The following is a 19,477-nucleotide window of genomic DNA, read 5'->3' on the forward strand; positions in this document are numbered from 1 at the left end:
ACTGCGCACTCTACACTAGCATGGTTCGTATTTGATGATTAACAAGTCCCCTCTCTTGAATGAGCAACTATGAAGGCCACTGAGATATTCACACATAAGTTCTTCAGCAAAGTCGGCGATGACGGCATTTTTCAGATGGCGGCATCGCTAGCCTATTACACAGCCCTTTCACTCTCTCCGCTGCTTATTTTGCTAATTACTTTCTTATCCAGCATGGGACCAAGTTTTAAAACAGAGCTCATCAATGAAATCCACGGCCTCGTCGGAGGCCAAGCCGCGGAAGCTCTCAGTATCGTCATTCAAAATGCAGACAAAGGTGAACGGGCCAAAGGGGTTTCAAGCCTTTTCGGCTTTTTGACGCTGCTTATTTCTGCGGGGGGAATATTTCAGGAGCTCCGCACCTCGCTGAATAAAATATTCGAGACAAAGATCTCTGAGGCCCCGAGCAAAGAACAAAATGTCTTCTGGACGACTTCGATTGAATTTCTCAAGCAGAAAATATTTAACATGGGGATGGTACTCACCTTCGTTTTCATACTTATTATCTCACTTGTGATTTCGTCTGTGATCTCACTTTGGCTGACCGGCACTGAGCTCATCGTCGGTCAAATCATCAACTTTGCTTTCTCGACTCTGATCTTTACAACCCTTTTTGGCGCCATCTATTACTTTCTTCCACAAAAGAAAATCCGCCTCCGCTTGGCGATGACCTCAGGCCTCATCACAGCCCTGCTTTTCTCGTTTGGTAAAACTCTCATCGGTCTTTATTTGGGCGAAAGCGCAGTGGCCTCCGCCTATGGCGCCGCGGGTTCGATGGTCGTACTGCTAATGTGGGTTTACTACTCATCAATCATTATTTTTATAAGTGCGGAAGTCTCTCATCAAATAGAAGTGGTGCAAAATAATGAAAAGAATTTTTAATTATCTCAAACGAGTTAGCAGGTGGGTTTGGGCCCTTGTCATTTTATTGGTCGTCTTAAGAATCTGCCTGCCTTCAATCATAAAATACAGCATCAATTATTATCTTGAAAACAAGATCGAGAGTTACCAGGGGCAAATCGAAGATTTTGATCTCGCTCTTTGGCGCGGAGCCTATCAAATTCAGGGTCTCCGCATCTGGAAACGTGAAACAGATCCGTCAGCACCGCTCTTGAAAATCGCCAATATCGATCTTTCACTAGCCTGGCGTGCGCTCTTTCATAAGGAAATCCTCGGCGACCTTAAAATTGACGGCATGGAGCTCGCCTTCCGGGACAGTGAATCCGACAAGAACAAACAGCTCGGCACCGAGGAGAATAACTGGGGAGCTGTCGCCAAAAAACTGGTGCCCATCAATATCGAATCCCTCGTCATCCATGACAGCTCAGTGCATTTTATTAATAAGGACACCAACCTCATCGTTGATATTTTCATCGACCAGATTAACGGCAAAGCCAACAACCTACGCAATACCAATGACAGCAAAGAGCTACTGCCAAGCCCTTTCCATTTCGAGGGCAGGCTGCTTTCAGCAACTCCTGTTTCAGTCGGCGGCCGGGTGAACATTCTAAACCCCATCCCTGTTTTTGATATCCAAGCCGATCTCAAAAAATTCCCAATAAAGAAAATGAATCCTCTCTTTATGGTGTACGGTCCGTTTAACTTTGAAAGAGGCGACTTCTCTCTTTACTCAGAGGTCGCCGCGAATGATAAAAAAATCAAAGGTTACATCAAGCCGTTTTTAGAAGATGCCAAGCTCACCTCGCCCAATGAGAAATATGCCTCGTTCAAGCAAGGTGTGAATGAATTTTTGCTTGGAATGGGAAATCTCATCTTTAGAAATCGTGAGAAGACGGCGGCCACACGTATTGACTTTGAAGGTGATATGGAAGACCCCGGCGTCTATCGCTGGCGCGCCCTGTGGATTTCCCTGAAAAACGCGTTTGTGCGTCCCCTTAAAGAGGCCTTCGATCGCAGTATTTCAATTAAAGATGTCCCCCCTGGAAAAGACAACCAAGGGGACAAGAAAAAATAATCTACTCGGTGGCTCTAGCGAGCTTGATATGGTTGTCGAAGTTCTTCACTCCATGCACTTCTTCCATCAAATCATCGACAAGATAGATCATGGAGCGCTCCGGAACCGTGCCTGCAACAATGACGTTACCGTCCTTCACCGCAATCGTAAGCTCCGAAGCATCCACGTCAGGACTCCAAGTTAAAACGTCCGCCACGTGCTCCAGGATACTCTCGTCAGAGCGTCGATAGTTTTTAGGACCAACCCCCGAGTAATCAGGATAGGACTCGGAATAGTTATCTCGATGCACCCAGTTCCGAGCGTGGGGTTTATCGACCCAGCCTCTGGCATTAGAGCCATATTCTCCGTATGTTCTCTGATAACCAAGTTCGTCACCCTCGCGGTCTCCCCACGGGGCGCCTTCACGACGGTCCACTTGCGGTTCGTTGTATGGATTTTTCTCTCTCGTTTGCTGTGCTCTCATGCTCAACTCCTTTAGCTTCAGGCTATAGCGACTAAAAAACTCATCCAATTTTTAAAAACACGATTCTTAACATTGTGATTTTCAACAAAGCCCCCATCGAACATTCCCCTCTGAAAAAGGCTTTTTACACTGTCATTTACTAAGTAAAAAATCAGCGCAAAATCTCTGTCGACTTTGTTGACGGACTTGTTTAGTTTGCACACCGTTTTCACAGAACTGGAATTTCACCCTTGACCTGTTTTATAAAGCTTCCAGTTCAAACAACAAAAAAGGATGTATGACTTATGAAAAAAACAATTCTAGTAACAATGCCTCTCTTACTGGCTCTTGCCGCATGTACAAGCTCTTCTTCAGATGGTGAAAAGCAAGGACCTCTCGTTCCACAAAGCCTTGGCTTTCAAAAACCCGCCGTCGGCCCTGCCCTCAGCGAAAGTCAAATTGCAGAGATGAAATCAACCCTGAAGAGCGAATCGAAAATGATTCTGCCTCCGGGAGACCTGGTTTTTCCAGACAAGAATATGTCTGTGGAAGAGCGCACTCAGAAAGAACAAGATCTTGCTCAACAAGATCCAAACGCTTACAAGCTGATGATTGAGACCCGCAAGAGCTGTGGCCTGGTCCATCCAAACATCAAGTTAGATACGACCTTCCCGACAGAGACTCTCGATAACGACAACGCTTTTGATATTCTGCAAAAAGGCGATCACTTGAGCTTTAATACTTCGGGCGGACTTACAAACAAATCCAACTGCCCGGTGGATCTTGGCGCCGCTGCAGGTGTCGGTGCAGAAGTTCACGAGGTGAACTCCGCAGAACGCTCTGGCCGTGCCTCTGCCGGCATCGGTGGCAAATTGAAGTTCGTCATGAAGAACCCGCAATATGCAAACCTTCTTGGCACTCGCGGCATCATCGTTGATACCAATATTTCCGGCGTTGCTGTTCATAAAGAAGTCAACGGCAAAGAGGACAGCGGTCTTTTGACATATACTCTGTCTGGTAGCTATCTTTCTTTGAAAGCGGACATTCCGTACACTGTCGATGTAAAGGTTCTTGCTCGCAGCAATGACAAAGGTGATTCGTCTGGCGAAATCACTTTCACGGCAAAACTGACTTACCCGACATTCACAGCAACACTTGTCGGTTATGCAAAAGGTGCCGGCGAACAAGGCACGAAAGAGTTCTACTTGAACGGCCGCCCGGTCAGCGAAGCAGAGCTTCAACAAATTTTTGGCAACGAGTTGCCTGGCGAGTCGACACAAAAGACTCTGAAAAAAGCTCTCTTAGATTAGTTACTTTAAAGAGCCCCACGACGGGGCTCTTTTTTTTCGTTGCATGGCTAAGTAAATTAAGAAAAGCTAAGACATGCGGAAAATTTCAACATGCTTAAGCCTCCTCTTGATTCTGACTTTTTTAGTGGGTCCCGCTGAAGCCCGCAAAAAGAAAAAACACCAAGTCCAAAAACTGAGCGGCATCGTTCAAAAGTGTCATGATGGGGACACTTGCCGTGTGCTTGTGAATGACAAAAGTCTCAAGATCCGTTTCTTCGGTATCGACACTCCGGAGCTTAAACAGAAATACGGCAAAGAGGCGCAAGCGTTTACAGAGTCAAAAATTAAGAACAAGCAAGTCGACCTTGAGTGTGAAGGCACATCTTACGATCGTCTCACCTGCACCATCTTCTTAGAGGGCAGAAACATCAACCGCGAGATCGTATTGAACGGCTGGGCGTATGATTCCACGAAGTACTCTAAAGGTATGTACGCGCCAGACGTCGAAACCGCAAAGGCGCAGCACCTCGGCATGTGGAAAGAGGCAAACCTCGTCAGCCCTTACTGCTTCCGCCACAAGAATAGCAAGCCATGCAAGGTCCGCCAGTCCTATATGCCTTGATTTATTGTTAGAAGGCAAGTTACCTCAAAGTCACGGGACGAAGCTCGGCAGTCTCACTAAGATAGAATGCAAAAAGGAGCCTTTATGAAATCCCTCCTTCTTACAATCGCAGGGGGCGTGCTGGCGCTATCGGCGCTGTCCCTGTCTTCTTGCGCTTCAAAGAATAAAGCCAAAAAAGTCGATACGAAAATCGACAACACCACCCAAGTCACTTCCGATTCGGTGATCGGGGTCAAGAGTGGCGACATGGTTTATCAGCGCAAAGTGCAGATGAATGAAGAGCTGCGAACTCTGGAGCTGGCCGTCTACAACACCGAAGCCCGCGTCTATGGCGGTCCTCGCTACTTAGACAATCGCGGATTGTATGGGGTTTTGAAAGACTGCCGCACGGAACTTGGCGACGTTGCCAATAACGGCGAAGGAAAACCGCAGTGGACGGAAAAGCGCGAGTACGTGACTCCGGACGATGACTTTAGCCAGATCGGCCTTGAAAACAAAAAACTCGTCGGCGTGACGGAGGAGTATCTCTTAGATCGCATCAAACGTTTTAAAGAGTACAAAGCAACTCTTGAGAGCCGCCAGGAAGAATACGAAACCAAAGTAAAAGCCTGCGAAATGCAATTAGCCGCGCAAAAGCAAAAAGCCCGGGACTAAACCGGGCTGACTTTCGCAATTATTCTTTTTTCAGCTGTGAGATCAGCTCAAACGAGCGCAAACGATCCGTGTGACTGTAAGCATCTGATACGATCATCAACTCCTGCACGCCCGTGGAGGAAACTATCTTCTCAAGGCCCGCACGCACTTTTTCAGGCCCGCCGATCACCGCTAAACGCAAACGCGACATCACGGCTTCTTTTTCAGCAGGACTCCACACCTCATCCATATTATCGACCGGAGGACGCAAGTTCACGCGCTGATTACGAATGATTCCTAAAAAGCGCTGATAATTTGTCGTCGCGAGTCTTTCGGCCGCCGCATCCGTCTCAGCCGCAATGACTTGCACTCCAAGCATCGCATAAGGTTTATCGAGAACTGCCGAGGGCTGAAAACCACGTTGATAAATTTCCAAAGCTTGTTCCATCATCTCGGGAGCAAAGTGCCCCGCAAAGGCGTAAGGAAGTCCCAGCATCGCCGCAAGCTGCGCACTATAAAGGCTTGAGCCCAAGAGCCAAAGCGGAACTTTGATTCCGGCTCCGGGAATCGCACGAACTCTTTGCCCTGGCTGAGCCGGAGCAAAGTAAAATTGCAGTTCTTGCACAAGATCCGCGAAGTCCGCTTCTTTACCGGTCATCTCGCGGCGAAGAGCTCGCATCGTCCAGCCATCGGTCCCCGGAGCGCGTCCCAGGCCAAGATCAATACGCCCTGGATACAAAGTCTCAAGGGTTCCGAACTGTTCAGCAATCACGAGCGGTGCATGATTCGGCAGCATCACACCGCCAGAACCGACACGAATCGTTTTTGTTCCTCCGGCGACATAGCCAATCAGCACCGAGGTCGCAGCACTGGAAATTCCTTCAAGATTGTGGTGCTCCGCAAGCCAGAAGCGTTCGTAGCCCCACTTTTCTGCATGCTGAGCGAGATCCAACGTGTTCTTGAAAGACTCAGCAATGCTCTGCCCTTCGGCAATCGGCGCCAAATCTAAAACAGAAAGCTTGGTGTTTTGCAATGAGGACATCGGGACCTCCCTCGGCTGGAACCTTTTTTAAATGTAACAGTTTTAGTTACATTTGTCCAGCCCGGGAAAGACCGCATTATATGGAGCGTGAAATAAACGAGAAATAAAACGTGGAGCCGTGATTTAAAGTCGAACGAACTCCGATCTCGCCGTCCATAAGCTCCACGAGTGATTTACAAATCGCAAGGCCCAACCCACTACCGCCATACTTGCGTGTGGTGGACGCGTCGGCTTGCGAGAAAGATTTAAACAAGCGCTTCTGATCCTCGAGATGAATTCCGATGCCGGTATCTTCGACAGAGACAATATGACGAATGGCCGGTCCGTCCAAAACCATGCGTTCTACTCTGATGGTCACGCCCCCGCGAGACGTAAATTTCACCGCATTGCCAATGAGGTTCATCAGAATCTGGCGAACCCGCGTCGGGTCGCCGGTCACAGCACAGCAAGAATCCTCCGGCTTTTCAAACTGCAAGAAGATGCCTTTTTCCTGGGCCGTAAAAGTGAACATGCTGAGGACGCTGGCGATATTGTCGTGCAAATCAAATGGCACTTTTTCAAGACGAATTTTATCCGCCTCAAGCGCCGAGAAATCCAAAATATCATTTACAAGAGCCAAGAGAGACTGCGACGAGGTTTTTAAAATATGTAACTTTTCAAGTTCCTCCCCGTTCATATTGGAAGGATCCATCAATTCAGAAATCCCAATAATGCCGTTTAACGGCGTCCGGATCTCGTGACTCATATTTGCAAGGAACTCAGACTTCACCCTCCGCGCCTTATCCGCATCACGAAGAGCAATTCGCAAACGGTGATGCTTCACCATCCAGACGACACCCCCGATATAAAGTAAGCCAAAGCCCAAAAAGCTCAAGAACAGAATTTGATTCAAATCGTGAAAGTAAGTTTCCGCAAAAAAGTCGATGCCAAGAATTCCATCGAGTTTTCCTTCGGGAGTCTTCATCGGGATAAAGGCACTCACCCATTCACCCCAGCGATCGACATAGGTTTCCGTCGTAAAAGCCGCTTTGCCTAAGAAGGCCTCATGCAAGGACTCCAGGCCGTTGTCATAGAGCTCGCCGATTTGTGTGCGCTGCTCGCGGCCTTCTTCATAAATACCGTCGCGATTGTAGTCGGTTTCAGAATCCACCGCGAGATAGATTTTTCCCTCGCTGTTCTTCTTCATCGTGTAGATGTCAGCGATATAGGGATTCGCGGCTTCCCAGTCTTTTTGCCATTGAATCATCTGCAAATATGCCGGGTCCTTGGGATCTGTTTTGTCGTTGATCTTATCGTGGCCGAGCTTTGACAGCACCATGGCATAGGCTGAAGCATAGCCAAAGATGCGGTTCTGAGTGGCGTCTTCCTGCTTGATTAGCAATCCATCCGTCACGGCAAACGCGATAAAACAGTACAAGACGTGAAAAAACAGGATGCGCTTCCAGTACTGACGAAACTGCCTGCGTGCATAGCCCAGCATGAAAACAAAAAGTCCCAGGGCATAGATCGCAGCGATCCAAAAGTAATGTGTATAGAGTGAGGAATAAAGCATCTCGTGAGATTCCTTGGGCATCGTGCCCGATCAAATTCAAGCGACGCAACCTCTCATCCACTCTCGGAGATGTAAACTTCTATTGTTTGTGCCTATAAATTATTTATGTTTACTCGTAGATCTATCGGGAGCACCACGCCTTAAGAACGATTCATTCTATTTGCCAGCACCGGAAACGAGCGACTCTGCAAAGAGACTTTTTGTCTCTTAATTAGGCATCTAACGAGTCGTTTCAAGGCTCATTTCCCTTGAAATTCGTAGGAGCGCATAGGATGATTCCTGCATCTTTTGAGCCTATAACGAGGAGCAACAATGAAAACTGCGAAGAAGCCGTTTCTCAATTTCCAAGTCGATCACATGACCCTGCTTTTACAGCCGGATCTATATAAAATCTCTTACTTGGCGTTCAACACCATTTTTGGCGTGGGACCCGACGATCTTCTTTACGATAAACGCAAAGAATGGGTGAAGGGCGAAGGCGAAAAGTCCATGACTTACGCGGTTTGCCTGGGCCGTGGCGCAAACCCTGATCCAGAGCTCAATAATACGATTGTTGCTGTCGTTCAGCCGACAGAGCCTAAAGAGCAATCTTCTCACGTTCGCGAGATGCTCGATGGCCACCAACAGTCCGCACACTGGCAACATGTTGCTCTCCGTACAACAGACCTTCTTGCCTTCCACAAACACGCGGTTGAGCGTGGCGTTCAGTTCATTACGCCAATCTTGAAAGACGAAGAAGAAGACCTCATCCAGGTATTCTCTGGTGAGTGGTATCTTCCAGGCTTGCGCCCAAGCGGTATGTTCTTCGAATTCTTGCAACGCAACCCAAGTGAAGAGCATGTCAAAATCGCTCAGAGTATGAACCGTGAATCTTGGTTCCGCGATAAAACGTTCCTTGGCCTCTATGGCGAGAAAGAGAACGAATACAAGCGCGGCGAAGTGACTCCGTTCTTGAAATTTGATCTCTTCAACCAATTGTTGAAGGAATTCAAAGATAAGCAAATCTGGCAAATTACACCATCGGATCTTCAGCGCGCTGAGGATATGATGATTGAGCACACGAAGAAGCACAGCTAAACAACGAGGAGGCCCCATGAAAATCTTAATGACTTTAGTTTTGATGACTGGATTCGCAAGTCTTTCATGGGCGCGCACAACCTATGAAACAGGCCGCGGCCAAGAGTTCGGCTATTGCAGCGGAAGCCAAGGTAGCTTCTGCATCTCCGGAATCCAGGCCCGCGCTGAAATGGAAGCCAAACGCCAAGCCGACTGGAATTGCCAAATGAAGCATGGTCAGTCTCGCTCTTACACAGCCAGCTGCAACTCTAGCTGCTTCCCGAATATCATCACACCCCGCGATCAAAACGTGAGTGTCCGTTGCAGCTCGACTTGCACGGTTCAGTGCGAGATCGCCGACTAAACGTAAGTGCCAGGTCCTCTTTCCGGACGCGGCGCTTACAGAAACAGGACCTGGCACTTTTTAAAAGGTTTCCCTATACTAGGAACCTATGTCTGACACTTTCCTTGCCATTGACTTTGGTACCAGCAATTCCCTGGTGGGAGCCTTCCATAACGGAAAACGCGTCGAAGCACTGCCTCTTGATCCCAAAGCGGCCGATCAGACCTTGATGCGCACCCTGCTTTACTTTCCCCACGCCGATCTCTGTTACTACGGAGCGGAGGCCATTGAACAATACATTGAGCAAGATATGGAAGGACGCCTCTTCCGTTCGTTTAAATCCCACTTACCGAACAAAGCTTACCTCGGGACGGTGTTAGACAATCGCATTCTAACTTTAGAAAACCTCGTCGGGATCTTTCTGCTAGAGCTCAAGAAGCGTGCGGAGAAAGCACTCGGCGTGCCGGTGGAAAACGCCGTGATCGGCCGTCCAGCACGCTATTCGATGGACCCGGTGGCGGATGGCTTTGCCCTTCACCGCATGCAGAAGGCCGCGCAGTTTGCGGGCTTTAAGAACGTGCAGTTCGTCCCAGAACCTCTGGCGGCAGCTTTTGATTACCGCCGAGGCCTGCAAAAAGAAAAGATCGTGATGATCGGTGACTTCGGGGGCGGAACTTCGGACTTCACTCTGATTCGTATGGGACCTGAAAAGTTCCGCCGCGAAGACGTTCTTGCGATCGACGGCTGTCCCCTTGCCGGGGACGCGCTTGATAGCGTGTTCATGAGCCATCGCCTGAATGAATACTTTGGCGCTAAATCTCGCTATCGCCTGCCGATGTCGGAGAACGTGCTGACGATGCCGCATGGAGTGACTCAGCGTTTGAATCACCCGGCGCATATCGTGCATCTCAAAGAAAAAGACACTTACGAATTCATTCGCGAAGTAAAGAAGTGCTCTCTCACAGAAAAAGACAAAGCGGCGGTCGAAAGATTATTCGTGCTAATTGAAGACCAGCAGATCTTCCCTTTCTTTGAAACGATTGAAAAAACCAAACGAGAACTCTCGTCGCAAGAAAATAGCAACTTTAAGTTTGTCTACCCAACTCTTGAAGTCTACGAAGGCTTTTCGCAAAAGCAATTCATCGAGTGGTCTGAAGAGACTCGCGGCAAGATCTTTGAAGGCCTTGATCGCTGTCTCGCGAGCGCAGGACTTACGAGTGATCAAGTCGATTTGGTGTGCCTTACTGGCGGTACAGCAAAAGTGGGCTTTATCCAGCAAGAACTGGAAAAACGCTTCGGCAAAGAGCGCCTGCAGACGCAATCGCACTTCCATTCGGTCTTGTCGGGCTTGGTTGAATCGGCGAATTTCTGGGCCGACGGCCTCAAAGTTGTAGAATAAATACCTGTTCCACTTTCATCGCCGAACTCTTTACGTGGACAAACTCCCTGTTTGTCCCGCCATTTTCCGATTCTTCGGGACATGTCCCTTTGATTTTCCCAGAAAAGAATATTTTTTTGAGTTCACGAGAACTTTCAGCGACAACCCCTTTCACAAATTAATAACTAAACCACACAAAGGGGTTTCAAATGAAAAAGATCGTTCTTGCTTTCGCTATGCTTGCTGCTTCTTCTGCAATGGCTGCTAAATACTCTGCTGATATGTCTTGGGATCAATTGAACAAGGCTTATGACCTTGATATCCAAATGCCAACAGTTTTCATGGGCTCTTCTGTATCTTATGACATGATCTGCGTTGACGGTAACAACCTCCGCACTATCAAGCCAGTAGATGTTACTGAGCAGTACGAAATCAACAAAGAACAAACTGGCTGGAAAGTTGTTGGTCAAAAATACCGTTCAACTCCAATCAACTACACAAGCGTTGAGTCTGTTTGCGTAGCTCGCGGCGACCACGATGTTTGCCACAATGAAGTGATCACTGGTTCATACCCTACAACTGTGAACGTGACTGTAAATCAGTACGTAAACCCTTCTAAAACTTCTTTGGTAAAATTCTTGTTCAAGAAGTCTTTCACTTTGCCTTCTTGCAACACAGTAGCTCCAGCTCCTTACTAGTTTCGAGCGCAATACAAGTCGGGTCTCACCCCAGTTCCTTTTGAGGCCCGGCTTGTTTCTTTATTTCATGTTCGCGATCGTTCCTTTTGAATATTTTCCGGCGAGTGTTTTTTAGAATTGAAAAACACCCCAAAACGTCCGTATAAGGGCCACATGTCTGAGAATATCGAAACCAACTTTTTGCAAACCTCTCCCGAAGCGTGCTTGCGTATGCAAGTAGCCGCAGACCTTGAGGCGTTCCAGGCCGGTTTTGACGACCCTAAAAAAGGGCTCCAGATTCTCAGTAAAAAGACTCAGATCCATATTAAGACCCTTAGACGCCTCCTTCAGCAGGCTCACAACCCTAGTTACCAAACTCTATATAAAATTTACTCGCACCTGACGAACACCCGAAGCCTCAACGAAACTCTCACAGCGGCACCGGCTATTGTGCAGGAAAAGCTCCGGGCTCGTGATGTACAGATGGAAGCCCATCCGCAAGCTCAATTTTCCCGAGATATTGAGGACGAACTCCTGAACGACCGCTGCTTTGCCGAGCTTTATGTCTTAGCCGACGTGAGCCCCTTTGACCGGGCGTTTGTAAAAAACCGTTTTGGCGAATACGGCCTGTCGGTTTTGGACAAGATGTTGGATCTGCAGGTGCTGCGTCTGCAAAGCGATGGCAAATTTATGTCGGGCGATCGCCGCGCTTCGTTTTCGGCGGAGGCGATTAAAAAAGTTGGCCTGCAGCTGACTCAAAATTATTTGAAACCCGAACGTAGTGATGAAAACTTCGCAAATCACATGGGCCTCTTTGCAACAAGCCTGAGCGAGAAAGCTTACCGTCAGTGGATCGCCATCGACGAAAAAGCTTTCAACGATAAAATTGCTGTTTTGAAGCAAGAGGGTTCTAAAGGTTCAATCCCTGCATTTACTTTTCACGTTGTTGATACCCTGAAAGGGTCTTCTCATGAATAAGCTCTTCAGTTTCTTTTTTGTCCTTCTTAGTTTCTCTTTTGCATTTGCGGGAGGCATCGGAGGCAACGCTGGTGGCACCGGAGGTTTCCGCGGTCGCGAGATGGTGGTCGATCGCAATGAGTTGCTAAGATTAAATCGCTTCTACAATGTGAACATGGCAGAGATGCCAGTGCAAGATGTAAAGGTCAGTGTGACGAACTTGTGCGTTGGCTTTAACAATATCCACACAATCACTCCGGTGCGAATTGAAACTGCTTCGTCTTCAGAGGAAAAGAGTCTTACAACTCCGCGTTTTGAAGAAGTGAAGACATGCGTAGCGGCAGAGGGAAAAACTTGCACCGCTGTAAAAACCGAACTACAAATGGTACAAACAAACTTCAGTATGGATGTTATTGATGTACCTCGTGGGACTGGTGATTTGAAGCGGTACATGTACAAAGTGAATTACACTTTGCCTCCATGCGAGAGTGTGACAAGTCCTTAACGGGACTTCGAGGGGGGCCTCATGAAAAAGATTTTCGTTAGCACATTCCTCGGTCTATGCCTTACCACTCATTCTGCTTCTGCAAAGACCGTAACCGATTCACTGGTTGCAAACCTTAGCTGCGACAACCTCAGCGTCAGTAGCATTCTCTTAAAGGTTCGCCCCACAGCTTTTAGCTCGGCGAACCACATGCCGATCAAAAACTGGGCTTTCAGCAGTGGCGGTATTGGCCTTGCAGCCTGCTGGGGCATGTCTAGTACTCAGAGAAAGCTCTTTTATCTTTTGCGCTTGAATGAAAGCAAAGCGGCGGACTTTGATCTGACTCGCGCTCTCGACATCGTTCGCGGCACATCTGTGGGCATGATGATGATGCGAGCTGATTCTGCGTATCCTAATGACAACGATACTCAACGCCTGAATGAAACAAAGCTCAAGGAATACAGTGTGATTCCATTACGTGAGAATAACATCGTTACTGAGTGGGGTCGCAATACAGGCTTGAGCTTCCTGGATAGAATGCTCAAGGGCAAAACTTATCAAATCGGCAACCAACAGGTTTACCGCGGTCTCCGCACTGAAGTCGAAAGAAGCCAAGAGCTTCACTTCTACCGTCCGCGCAACATCGGCATGGGCACTGGCTCTGGCCCACGTTCTGCGAAAGAAAATGCGGACTCACTGAAGCTTATGATGTTCAATATGTCGTCGAATCGTTTGCCTTTGATCAATCTTCGCCTCAACACGACAACTCAGCACATCGTGATTCCAAAGACTTTCACAAAGGATGATAAAGGCAATGTGTGGATCAAGGCCTATGATTCTAATCAGCCGGAAAAAGATCAGCTGATCTATTATGCGGCTAACAACGGCCAATTCTACTCTCCCCAAATCATGGGAAGCTTCGTTGGTGACTACTCAGGCACTGATTACACTCACCCGCTGGGCGTGTACGTTGTCGACGAGGAAGAGCGCGGCTACATCGAGCAGACGCTTCTTAAGTACTATAAAGGCGTTTGCCAGAAGTAGGTTCTTGCTTGGAACGCGGGATTTGCCGAAAGCTCTGTGAGCGGCCGGATGCCCGTCCCCCGAATAAGGGAAGCCTACTTCCCCCTCTTGTCTTTAAATCCTTGTTCTCAGTAATAAAGAAGATCGAAGAAGAAGAGCTACTTCGGAAAAAGTCCTTGGCGAGTCGAAACGAGTTTCTTGAGCCAAGCGCCGAAGCTGTCTTCGGGCCCTGGTAAGCGATCGCGGATCATTTTGCCCTGCTTGTGCAACTTTGCCACAAGACTCTTCATCGACTTCAGAGTCATCGGTGTGTGATCGAAGCGGACGCCACAACAGAAACCGCTGCCCATTGGCTTTTTGTAAACCACTTTGCCAGGCACAGAGTACTCTTCGCCTTCGTAGTTCCACTTCAGCTCAACTTCTTGGCCCTCAGCATAGGCCGTGCTGGTTTCAAACATCGCGCCGCCCTCAGAGACGTTGCGAATCAATCCAGGCATGCTGTACATCACGCCCTGCTGATTAAATAAATATCTCGGAGCCGTTTCCCACCAACGCAGGCGCGGGTCGAAATAAACTTTGCGAACCGACGGCACCACGAAGTACGCCACCGCAAGGATATCCACCACAAGAACGGCGAACAGTGTGAGGAAGTTCATCCAGTTCATGCTTGTCCAAAAACCATAGGCGTTCGCCAGAAAAATCAGAAACAAACATCCGACATAACACCAGTAGCTCCAGCGCTTACAGATGAAAATAAAAATACCGGCAATCGGCGGCAACACAATATAGGCAATGAAAAGTGGCTTTGGAAAACTATAGAGCCAGAATTCCCAAGTTTGAGAAAAGCTTCGGCCCGCGCGATACGAATTGAAGATGATATTGCCTACAGGTGCTAAAATATGCAGCAAAGACAAAACAATGATCGGCCAAGGTTTTCTTTTCATATGAGTCAAGCGTAAAGGCTTTAAACTCCAATGTAAAGTTTTTGATAACTTTATTGGACAGGAGGCATGACCGGCATTGATTTCTCAGTCATCCGCGGGAGGACTTGAACCACGTTCTCCTTCGCTCCATCCCAGTGCTCTCGCTGTTGAACAGCCAAGGCTTCAGCGTTGAAGTCGAGAAAGAACCACGCGATCAGCTGATTCGGATCTTTCGTTCTGAAACTACGGTCTTTGGCATACGAGCCAAGCCACGTTTTACCAATAAAGATCGGACCGTACTTCCCCTGCACCGGTACCATCACGTCGTAAACTTCGATTTGTGTCAGCGCAAGCTCTTGCCAGTAATTCTTTGTCACCGGCTTTGCGTAGTTCAATGTGACAACCGCAGATTTTGCGTCCGGCACCAGCGGATGCTTCGGGTGAATCTCAGTCACGAAGCTCGCCATCGGTGTAATCGCGGTTTTTAACACCAGCGTCTGCTTAATTCGGTTCAGTCCCATGCTCTTGACTGGATTTTCAGAAGGGTAAAAGATCTTCCCGCGCCAGTTTGCACCCGTTAAATCATCCAAGAGCTTCGCAAACAAAGGCGTCCCCAGATCAAAAACTCGCGCCCCCGTCCCTGCTGCATAGCCGGTTGGCAATTGCGTGATAGGCAAGCCGTAGTTATTGAAAAGGTCATTGAGAATATCCAAACGCCCGCTTTGCGCGAGAGTTTGCAAACTCCAAACTGTGATTTCTTCTGGTTTTAAAGGAAGTGCCACTTGCTGAGTTTGCGCAGGAGTTCGTTCACTGACAGCACTCTTATGGGCACAAGAGACTAACAAAACTAAAACACTCGCAAGGCTCAGAACTGTCTTCATCGAATCTCCTCTGTACACAGTCTAAACTAGCATGCGCAAAGTTTAAACTTGCCAAAGGTCCAGTTCGCGGAAAGACCTGTCCCGAGCCCCGAGTTGCTACGGCAGCCGATTACTGTTCAGAACAAGCCGCTGTATAGACGTTGCCTTCCGCTGCGAAGATCACGTCGTTCTTCTTTGTTTGAGCATTATAGTTCAGCTCAAGCACGCCGGCATCAAGGAAAGCGCCGCCGAACTCAGCCTGCAAATCGCTCTTAGAAACGATGGCTTGAATTTTACCGCTCTTCAAACCGTCAGACGCAGAGTTGTTCTCAAAGTTTGAATTCACATAGGTACGAACTGTCACACCGTCCATACCCGTGAGAATCACACTGAGTTTTTCTTTATTGTTCGCGCCCGATTCAATTTTGATATCCATATCGGCGATATCGCCCGTCATACAGATAAGGTGAGCATCCTTCGCAAACGCATTTACTGACAATAGAACTGTCAAAGCTGCCAAGATTGTTTTCATGATATTCTCCCCAGTTATTAATATTAAAGCTCTCGGAGAATACGCCTGTTTCAGTCAAAGCACTAGATGTCAGGATTTTCGACAGGGAAAGATTACAGCTCGCCTCCTCGTGTGGATGGGATCTGACGGAATTTATGCTATAAAGAAATCCCGTGGCAGCTTCCACCGGAACTGGTCGGTGCAAAATTTCGTTATCAAACATTCTGCAACTCCAGCAGAAGCCGCTCTTCGTCTCGAGGTGGCTGGACACTTTGCTGACGATCCCATAGGAATTCTAAAATACTAGATAGTCTCTCTGTTCTCCGCACTAGTGGCCGCGAACATTGAACAGTCCCAAGGTGCTCTCATGTGACGATGGATCATTCATTTAGTTATACTTCTCTAGTTTTCTAGACGGTGTTCTTCCACCGTAAGGCAAACAAATTTCATTGAGTTGAACACTATGCTCTTACGAAATGATATTTCGAATGCCCTTGTCGAACACAAATTGCCATTCTCCGCAGAGTTTGTAAGTACATAAAATGAATATGCAATTATATAAAAAGAAGTTCGTAATCAATTTTTAATTTATGTGGCCACTACTGCTATGGGCAGGTGTTCCCGAAAATCTGTCAAAGTTTGGCTCCATCTTTTTTTGACTAAACAAAAATCAAACAAAAAGTCACTCAATGTTTCTTCAAAAGACTCCGACACTATGGAAAGCAAGTCTATACGAGTCTTTTCACGATTAGATTTCCTGATTGGTGATTTCGAAAGATTCGTCAGGGGAAGGTTCCAAATGCAAGCGGCCAAGAAACTTGAAAATTTCGAGCATAATCAATCACAAGATATCGAAGGATTCATCAGTGCTTTGAACCGAGTTCAGGCAGTCATCGAGTTTAACTTAGATGGCACTATTATAAATGCCAACGATAACTTCCTGAACGGCCTTGGTTACTCTTTAGATGAAATCAAAGGAAAGCATCATAGAATGTTCTGCGACCCTGCTTACGCCGCAACTCCTGAGTATCAGGCGTTCTGGCAGAAGCTTGCTCGTGGTGAATATGATTCGGGTGAGTATCGCCGCATTGGTAAAGGTGGCAAAGAGATCTGGATCAACGCTTCTTACAATCCGATCTTTGATATGAATGGCAAACCATTTAAAGTGGTCAAGTTCGCAACCGACGTCACGGCAACAAAGCTGCGTAACGCCGAGTTTGAAGGAAAGATCAACGCCATCAGTAAAGCCCAAGCCGTGATTGAATTTAACTTGGACGGTACGATCATTACAGCCAATGAAAATTTCTTAAAAACCCTTGGTTACTCTCTGGATGAAGTTAAAGGCCAGCACCACAAAATGTTCTGTGATGCCACCTATACATCATCGCATGCATATCAAGCCTTCTGGCAAAAGCTGGCTCGTGGGGAGTACGATGCCAACGAATACAAACGCTACGGTAAAGGCGGCAAAGAAATCTGGATCGCTGCTTCTTACAACCCCATCCTCGACATGAACGGCAAGCCATTTAAGGTTGTCAAATTTGCAACGGATATTACAGAAGCCAAGAAGCGCAAACAGGAATTCGATGTTCTTGTTCGCGGCACTTCCATCGAGTTCGTTGCTAAAGTTCAGCAAGTTGCTGAACAAGCAAGTCACGTGGCTTCAGGCGCTCAGTCCTTGGGCGCGACAGCCGAAGAGATGAACGCCTCTGTCGAAGAGCTCAGTGCTTCTATTGATTCTATCGCTCAGAACTGCAGAAATGCCGACGGCATCGCCAAATCCGCTCAGCAACAGGCCGAAGAAGGCAGCAAAGCCATCGATAAATCCATCGAAGCCATGGAGTTGATTAACAAATCTTCAGAAGAAATCTCTGAGATCGTGAAAGTCATCAGCGAAATTGCGAGCCAAACGAACCTGCTCGCGTTCAATGCTGCGATCGAAGCAGCCCGCGCCGGTGAACATGGCCTCGGATTCTCGGTTGTTGCCGACGAAGTCCGCAAATTGGCAGAGAGATCCTCTCAAGCAACCAAAGAGATTTCGAAACTCATCAATGAATCTGTGAAACGCGTCAATCAAGGCGGTGAAGTTTCAAAGGTTGCCGGTGACACGTTCAAGAAAATCATGGACGGAGTTTTACGAACAACCCAGGCAATCTCAGAAATTTCAGTTGCCGCTCAAGAACAGCAAACAGCGGCAAAAGAAGTTGCCAGCGCTATCCAACATGTATCCGATGCCACTGAAAAATCAGCAAGCGCTTCTGACTCTATTGCCATCTCAACAAAAGATCTCGCAGCTGGTGCCGAACAACTCAAAGACGCCGTAGAAAAGTTTGCGGTGTAGGAACCTCATGCAAGAAGATCAAGGACCGGAAACAGAAATCAGCGAAGCCTGTCTCGCCGAAATGGTGGAAATAATCCACCGGTGGACAGGCATCACCATAGGGCAAAACCGAAAAGCGATGCTTTACGGTCGTCTTAAGAAAAGAATGAAGGCCGTCGGTCAGAATACTTTCGAAGCTTACTTGGACTACGTTAAAAAAGAGCCGGAAGAAAAACAGCCGTTTATCGACCTTGTGACGACGAACGAAACCTACTTCTTCCGCACTCCACGCGTTTGGGACCATCTCGAGAAAACCTTTATTCCACACTGGTTCGCCCATCATCCCGGCAAAACCTTTCGCGTCCTTTCAGGAGCGGCCTCATCCGGTGAAGAGGCCCATTCCTTAGGAATTATCTGCCAAGAGTTCAAAGAAACTCACCCCGCGTTCAACTATCAGATTGTCGGCACAGACATTTCCACGCGAATGGTCGCTAAGGCCACCGAAGGTCGCTACTCCGGTCGTTCGATCGAAAGCTTTCGCACAACTCCCCGCTTTGAAAAATACATGAAGGCCGACGGAGATCAGTTTCGCGTCATTACTGAAATCAAAAGCCGCATCGAGTTCCGCTCACACAACCTGTTTCAGCGGCTGACTCTGGAACCATTTGATTTGATTCTATTAAGAAACGTCCTCATTTACTTTAAAGGTCCCGATCAAGAAAAGGTTCTGTCGAATCTGGTCCCAGCCCTTCGATCGGACGGCTTGTTGATTATCGGTGAATCCGAATCCCTCACGCATATTCAAACCGAGTTTGAGTCGATCGCGCCGTTAATTTACCGGGCCAAAATAAAGAAGGCCGCATGATTCAAGAAGTCAATGTTCACATCGGAGAAGTTAAAATTGGTAAAGACGGCGAAGTCCTGAAAACTATTTTAGGCTCCTGCGTGGGCATTGCACTTGTTTGGCGAGACAAAAAAATCAGCGGGCTTGCCCATTGCTTGTTACCCGATATTATCCCTGCGTCTCAGCCCCATACCATCGGACGCTTTGTCGAAACGGCGATTCCGGGTCTTTTGCATCAGATGGAAGTTCCTCCAAGCAAATATCACGAAATCGAAGCCATCGTTGCCGGCGGCGGTAATATGACCAATCCGCGCGTTTGCAATCGGAATACGCTAGTAGGCACTGCCAACGCCAATTTGGCGAAGAAGATGCTCGGCAAGCTTGGCATTAAGATTATTCATGAAGACACCGGCGGGGAAGAAGGCCGGAAACTGATTGTCAACTCCGCCACTGGCGAATTTAGAGTGGAAATCATTCCACGTATTATTGCGATTTAAGAAGGTGACC

General features: G+C 47.8%; 21 protein-coding genes. 15 read left to right on the top strand and 6 right to left on the bottom strand.

All coding sequences use genetic code 11. From position 1 onward, the window contains the following. The first annotated feature begins 69 nt into the window (after positions 1-69). Complete coding sequence (locus JSU04_15610; protein MBS1971738.1) at positions 70-921, top strand: YihY/virulence factor BrkB family protein; 852 nt, start codon at positions 70-72, stop codon at positions 919-921. After that, entirely contained in the window at positions 905-2,014 is a 1,110-nt protein-coding gene (locus JSU04_15615) for a DUF748 domain-containing protein (protein MBS1971739.1), read from the top strand. Before JSU04_15610 ends, JSU04_15615 begins: the two co-directional genes overlap by 17 nt. A gap of 1 nt (position 2,015) precedes the next feature. Here the strand turns inward: JSU04_15615 and JSU04_15620 are convergent, their stop codons facing one another. After that, the gene (locus JSU04_15620; GenBank protein ID MBS1971740.1) at positions 2,016-2,477 is read right to left on the bottom strand and encodes a BON domain-containing protein; all 462 of its coding nucleotides are present in this window, start codon (positions 2,475-2,477) and stop codon (positions 2,016-2,018) included. Between the two features lie 284 nt (positions 2,478-2,761). Between JSU04_15620 and JSU04_15625 the strand changes: the two genes are divergently transcribed. From JSU04_15625 to JSU04_15635, 3 genes are all read left to right on the top strand, one after another. After that, the gene (locus tag JSU04_15625) at positions 2,762-3,766 is read left to right on the top strand and encodes a hypothetical protein (protein MBS1971741.1); all 1,005 of its coding nucleotides are present in this window, start codon (positions 2,762-2,764) and stop codon (positions 3,764-3,766) included. Between the two features lie 73 nt (positions 3,767-3,839). Beyond that, positions 3,840-4,367: a thermonuclease family protein gene (locus tag JSU04_15630; GenBank protein MBS1971742.1), complete on the top strand. Its 528-nt coding sequence runs from the start codon at positions 3,840-3,842 to the stop codon at positions 4,365-4,367. An 84-nt stretch (positions 4,368-4,451) separates the two neighbouring features. Beyond that, a complete protein-coding gene (locus tag JSU04_15635) occupies positions 4,452-5,021 on the top strand; it encodes a hypothetical protein (GenBank protein ID MBS1971743.1) in 570 nt (189 codons plus the stop codon). 19 nt (positions 5,022-5,040) lie between these two features. Here JSU04_15635 and JSU04_15640 read toward each other — a convergent pair whose 3' ends face one another. Continuing rightward, positions 5,041-6,042, bottom strand: a complete 1,002-nt coding sequence (locus tag JSU04_15640; GenBank protein ID MBS1971744.1) for an LLM class flavin-dependent oxidoreductase — start codon at positions 6,040-6,042, stop codon at positions 5,041-5,043. 76 nt (positions 6,043-6,118) lie between these two features. Continuing rightward, the gene (locus JSU04_15645; GenBank protein MBS1971745.1) at positions 6,119-7,594 is read right to left on the bottom strand and encodes a hypothetical protein; all 1,476 of its coding nucleotides are present in this window, start codon (positions 7,592-7,594) and stop codon (positions 6,119-6,121) included. 312 nt (positions 7,595-7,906) lie between these two features. On the opposite strand from JSU04_15645, the gene JSU04_15650 reads away from it, so the two are divergent. The 7 genes from JSU04_15650 (at position 7,907) to JSU04_15680 (ending at position 13,533) form a co-directional block, all read left to right on the top strand. Beyond that, a complete protein-coding gene (locus JSU04_15650) occupies positions 7,907-8,671 on the top strand; it encodes a hypothetical protein (GenBank protein ID MBS1971746.1) in 765 nt (254 codons plus the stop codon). A 16-nt stretch (positions 8,672-8,687) separates the two neighbouring features. After that, on the top strand, positions 8,688-9,014 hold the full coding sequence (locus JSU04_15655) for a hypothetical protein (GenBank protein MBS1971747.1): 327 nt from the start codon (positions 8,688-8,690) through the stop codon (positions 9,012-9,014). Positions 9,015-9,102: 88 nt separating this feature from the next. Then, a complete protein-coding gene (locus JSU04_15660; protein MBS1971748.1) occupies positions 9,103-10,392 on the top strand; it encodes an Hsp70 family protein in 1,290 nt (429 codons plus the stop codon). A gap of 188 nt (positions 10,393-10,580) precedes the next feature. Further along, the gene (locus tag JSU04_15665; protein MBS1971749.1) at positions 10,581-11,069 is read left to right on the top strand and encodes a hypothetical protein; all 489 of its coding nucleotides are present in this window, start codon (positions 10,581-10,583) and stop codon (positions 11,067-11,069) included. 180 nt (positions 11,070-11,249) lie between these two features. Continuing rightward, positions 11,250-12,026, top strand: a complete 777-nt coding sequence (locus JSU04_15670; protein MBS1971750.1) for a hypothetical protein — start codon at positions 11,250-11,252, stop codon at positions 12,024-12,026. After that, on the top strand, positions 12,019-12,510 hold the full coding sequence (locus JSU04_15675; GenBank protein ID MBS1971751.1) for a hypothetical protein: 492 nt from the start codon (positions 12,019-12,021) through the stop codon (positions 12,508-12,510). The genes JSU04_15670 and JSU04_15675 overlap by 8 nt, the downstream gene beginning before the upstream one ends. A 21-nt stretch (positions 12,511-12,531) precedes the next feature. After that, complete coding sequence (locus JSU04_15680) at positions 12,532-13,533, top strand: hypothetical protein (protein MBS1971752.1); 1,002 nt, start codon at positions 12,532-12,534, stop codon at positions 13,531-13,533. A 137-nt stretch (positions 13,534-13,670) separates the two neighbouring features. Here JSU04_15680 and JSU04_15685 read toward each other — a convergent pair whose 3' ends face one another. The 3 genes from JSU04_15685 to JSU04_15695 all read right to left on the bottom strand — a co-directional run bounded on the left by JSU04_15685 (position 13,671) and on the right by JSU04_15695 (position 15,827). Then, the gene (locus JSU04_15685; GenBank protein ID MBS1971753.1) at positions 13,671-14,456 is read right to left on the bottom strand and encodes a PilZ domain-containing protein; all 786 of its coding nucleotides are present in this window, start codon (positions 14,454-14,456) and stop codon (positions 13,671-13,673) included. Positions 14,457-14,506: 50 nt separating this feature from the next. Then, entirely contained in the window at positions 14,507-15,316 is an 810-nt protein-coding gene (locus JSU04_15690; protein MBS1971754.1) for a hypothetical protein, read from the bottom strand. A 109-nt stretch (positions 15,317-15,425) separates the two neighbouring features. Continuing rightward, positions 15,426-15,827 carry a hypothetical protein gene (locus tag JSU04_15695; GenBank protein MBS1971755.1) on the bottom strand — a complete coding sequence of 134 codons (402 nt, stop codon included), beginning with the start codon at positions 15,825-15,827 and terminating at the stop codon, positions 15,426-15,428. Positions 15,828-16,413: 586 nt separating this feature from the next. On the opposite strand from JSU04_15695, the gene JSU04_15700 reads away from it, so the two are divergent. The 3 genes from JSU04_15700 to JSU04_15710 are packed head-to-tail and all read left to right on the top strand — an operon-like array spanning position 16,414 to position 19,467. Then, positions 16,414-18,147, top strand: a complete 1,734-nt coding sequence (locus JSU04_15700) for a PAS domain-containing methyl-accepting chemotaxis protein (GenBank protein MBS1971756.1) — start codon at positions 16,414-16,416, stop codon at positions 18,145-18,147. Between the two features lie 7 nt (positions 18,148-18,154). Then, the gene (locus JSU04_15705; protein MBS1971757.1) at positions 18,155-18,991 is read left to right on the top strand and encodes a protein-glutamate O-methyltransferase CheR; all 837 of its coding nucleotides are present in this window, start codon (positions 18,155-18,157) and stop codon (positions 18,989-18,991) included. Further along, on the top strand, positions 18,988-19,467 hold the full coding sequence (locus JSU04_15710) for a chemotaxis protein CheD (protein ID MBS1971758.1): 480 nt from the start codon (positions 18,988-18,990) through the stop codon (positions 19,465-19,467). Before JSU04_15705 ends, JSU04_15710 begins: the two co-directional genes overlap by 4 nt. The last annotated feature ends 10 nt before the right edge of the window (positions 19,468-19,477 follow it).

It is taken from the genome of Bdellovibrionales bacterium (genome assembly GCA_018266295.1).
Classification (GTDB): Bacteria; Bdellovibrionota; Bdellovibrionia; order Bdellovibrionales; family Bdellovibrionaceae; genus JACMRP01.

Excerpts from the sequence above, each read along its gene's own strand:
- JSU04_15610 (MBS1971738.1), top strand. The coding sequence starts at position 70 with ATGAAGGCCACTGAGATATTCACACATAAGTTCTTCAGCAAAGTCGGC.
- JSU04_15615 (MBS1971739.1), top strand. The coding sequence starts at position 905 with ATGAAAAGAATTTTTAATTATCTCAAACGAGTTAGCAGGTGGGTTTGG.
- JSU04_15620 (MBS1971740.1), bottom strand. The coding sequence starts at position 2,477 with ATGAGAGCACAGCAAACGAGAGAGAAAAATCCATACAACGAACCGCAA.
- JSU04_15625 (MBS1971741.1), top strand. The coding sequence starts at position 2,762 with ATGAAAAAAACAATTCTAGTAACAATGCCTCTCTTACTGGCTCTTGCC.
- JSU04_15630 (MBS1971742.1), top strand. The coding sequence starts at position 3,840 with ATGCGGAAAATTTCAACATGCTTAAGCCTCCTCTTGATTCTGACTTTT.
- JSU04_15635 (MBS1971743.1), top strand. The coding sequence starts at position 4,452 with ATGAAATCCCTCCTTCTTACAATCGCAGGGGGCGTGCTGGCGCTATCG.
- JSU04_15640 (MBS1971744.1), bottom strand. The coding sequence starts at position 6,042 with ATGTCCTCATTGCAAAACACCAAGCTTTCTGTTTTAGATTTGGCGCCG.
- JSU04_15645 (MBS1971745.1), bottom strand. The coding sequence starts at position 7,594 with ATGCTTTATTCCTCACTCTATACACATTACTTTTGGATCGCTGCGATC.
- JSU04_15650 (MBS1971746.1), top strand. The coding sequence starts at position 7,907 with ATGAAAACTGCGAAGAAGCCGTTTCTCAATTTCCAAGTCGATCACATG.
- JSU04_15655 (MBS1971747.1), top strand. The coding sequence starts at position 8,688 with ATGAAAATCTTAATGACTTTAGTTTTGATGACTGGATTCGCAAGTCTT.
- JSU04_15660 (MBS1971748.1), top strand. The coding sequence starts at position 9,103 with ATGTCTGACACTTTCCTTGCCATTGACTTTGGTACCAGCAATTCCCTG.
- JSU04_15665 (MBS1971749.1), top strand. The coding sequence starts at position 10,581 with ATGAAAAAGATCGTTCTTGCTTTCGCTATGCTTGCTGCTTCTTCTGCA.
- JSU04_15675 (MBS1971751.1), top strand. The coding sequence starts at position 12,019 with ATGAATAAGCTCTTCAGTTTCTTTTTTGTCCTTCTTAGTTTCTCTTTT.
- JSU04_15680 (MBS1971752.1), top strand. The coding sequence starts at position 12,532 with ATGAAAAAGATTTTCGTTAGCACATTCCTCGGTCTATGCCTTACCACT.
- JSU04_15685 (MBS1971753.1), bottom strand. The coding sequence starts at position 14,456 with ATGAAAAGAAAACCTTGGCCGATCATTGTTTTGTCTTTGCTGCATATT.
- JSU04_15690 (MBS1971754.1), bottom strand. The coding sequence starts at position 15,316 with ATGAAGACAGTTCTGAGCCTTGCGAGTGTTTTAGTTTTGTTAGTCTCT.
- JSU04_15695 (MBS1971755.1), bottom strand. The coding sequence starts at position 15,827 with ATGAAAACAATCTTGGCAGCTTTGACAGTTCTATTGTCAGTAAATGCG.
- JSU04_15700 (MBS1971756.1), top strand. The coding sequence starts at position 16,414 with ATGGGCAGGTGTTCCCGAAAATCTGTCAAAGTTTGGCTCCATCTTTTT.
- JSU04_15705 (MBS1971757.1), top strand. The coding sequence starts at position 18,155 with ATGCAAGAAGATCAAGGACCGGAAACAGAAATCAGCGAAGCCTGTCTC.
- JSU04_15710 (MBS1971758.1), top strand. The coding sequence starts at position 18,988 with ATGATTCAAGAAGTCAATGTTCACATCGGAGAAGTTAAAATTGGTAAA.